1 protein-coding gene is annotated in these 1,230 nt (G+C 42.3%); it reads right to left on the minus strand.

Going from position 1 to position 1,230, the window contains the following annotated elements; genetic code table 11:
• Positions 1-33 precede the first annotated feature (33 nt).
• Positions 34-999 carry an IS110 family transposase gene (locus ZA05_RS01220; protein WP_053990040.1) on the minus strand — a complete coding sequence of 322 codons (966 nt, stop codon included), beginning with the start codon at positions 997-999 and terminating at the stop codon, positions 34-36.
• Between the last annotated feature and the right edge of the window lie 231 nt (positions 1,000-1,230).

Raw genomic sequence — 1,230 nt, forward strand, 5'->3', positions numbered from 1 at the left:
ACAACAAAGAACTGAGTTAAAAAACAAGTTCTTTTAGACCAATTTCGACACAAAATTCTCATTATACCGTACCCCTGATTTTGCGATTGCAAATGCTTGTTTGAGCAGTTTGTTGCATACTGCCACAAGGGCCAACTTTTTGCTCTTTCCCTGTGCCACGATCCGCTCGTAAACCTCCCTACAGGCTCTGTTGTACTTACAAGCAGAGAAACTGCACAGAAACAATAGGTTTCTTAGTTTTTTGTTTCCGACCTTACTGATCCTGCTCCTCCCCCTCACACTGCTTCCAGATACTCTTATGGTTGGTGTTATCCCCACATAACTACAGAGCTGTCCCGCCCTTTCAAATTTGGAGAACCCATCGGTCATTACGATGAGCATGATAGCTGTTTTGTTGCCAAATCCTGGAATACCCTTTAACAAGGTCAACTGTTCCTGCTGGTGGTCCTTGACCAGTTCGAGCAATCTGGTCTCTAGTTGTTTGATTTCTTTTTTGATCGCATTTAGGGAACGTTCCAGAGATTTGTAGACTACTTTTGAGGGAATACCCAGAGCCTTTTCTCCATGGATCTTGTTCTTGATCTGGGTGCTCTGTTTCAGGTAAACATCCATTAGCCGTATCAGCTGCAGGCTTTCCGCCTGTGCTTCATCATTTGCTGTATAAATCGGTACTTCTACGTTTTGGGCGTACTCACAGATAGCCCTCGCATCGCTCTTATCCGTCTTGACCTTGGAAAGTTTCATCTGTATAAAACGCTTAACCGAAAGTGGGTTCACTACCGAAACGGCTATGTCCTTCCCGTAAAGGTACTGCGCCAAACAATAATGATAATAGCCTGTAGCCTCCATAACAACCAAAGCGTCTGGATCAAGTTCCTTGGCAAAGGCTTTGAACCCTTTTGGGGTATTGGGATACTGTTTGTAAACGTTTTGTGAGCTTACCACATCGAAGACATCTTTACTGATATCTACGCCATAAATTTGAGTATATTTACCCATAGAACTGAAATTTTGGAAAGGACAATCTACTGGGGTTCCTACAACTTAAAATCGAGGTCCACGCCTCACAGAACTGAACGGAATCTAAGTAGAAAAGAGAGGGGATTTTCAATGTTGTCGAAGTCCAACCTTCACAGTGTATCTGAACCTTACTCCTCTCTTTTGTTCTTTCTGATTAATGCTTCTAAAATAATAGTTTGTAAACTTAAGCAGTGTATAATTCATTGCTTC

Source organism: Mangrovimonas sp. TPBH4 (genome assembly GCF_001280505.1).
Taxonomy (GTDB): Bacteria; Bacteroidota; Bacteroidia; order Flavobacteriales; family Flavobacteriaceae; genus Mangrovimonas_A.

Excerpts from the sequence above, each read along its gene's own strand:
- ZA05_RS01220 (WP_053990040.1), bottom strand. The coding sequence starts at position 999 with ATGGGTAAATATACTCAAATTTATGGCGTAGATATCAGTAAAGATGTC.